This window comes from Mameliella sp. CS4 (assembly GCF_019392335.1).
Lineage (GTDB): Bacteria > Pseudomonadota > Alphaproteobacteria > Rhodobacterales > Rhodobacteraceae > Antarctobacter.
The window spans coordinates 1-254 of record NZ_JAHXRQ010000219.1; the positions used below are offsets into that span (position 1 = coordinate 1).

1 protein-coding gene is annotated in these 254 nt (G+C 68.9%); it reads right to left on the minus strand.

What is annotated here, in order from left to right; translation table 11 throughout:
• Nucleotides 1-254, minus strand: a 254-nt coding sequence (locus KZZ07_RS27165; RefSeq protein WP_219520120.1) for a Tn3 family transposase, incomplete at both ends; no start/stop codon positions are given.

Genomic DNA, 254 nt, shown 5'->3' on the forward strand with positions numbered 1-254 from the left:
GTGTGGGCGAGCAGACGATCGGGGGTGGGATCACCGCTGCGACGCAGATGCGCGACCGCGTCGGCCATGTAGGTCGAGTTCCAGTACACGATGGCGGCGATCACCAGGTTGAGCCCCGAGGCCCGGTACTCCTGCACCTCCTGGCTCCGATCGGCGATGCGGCCCTGCCCGTAGGTGCACACGACGCTCGCCAGCGTATGGCGTTGCTCGGATTTGTTGAGCCCGGCCTGGCTGCGCCGTCGCAGGGCCGGTCC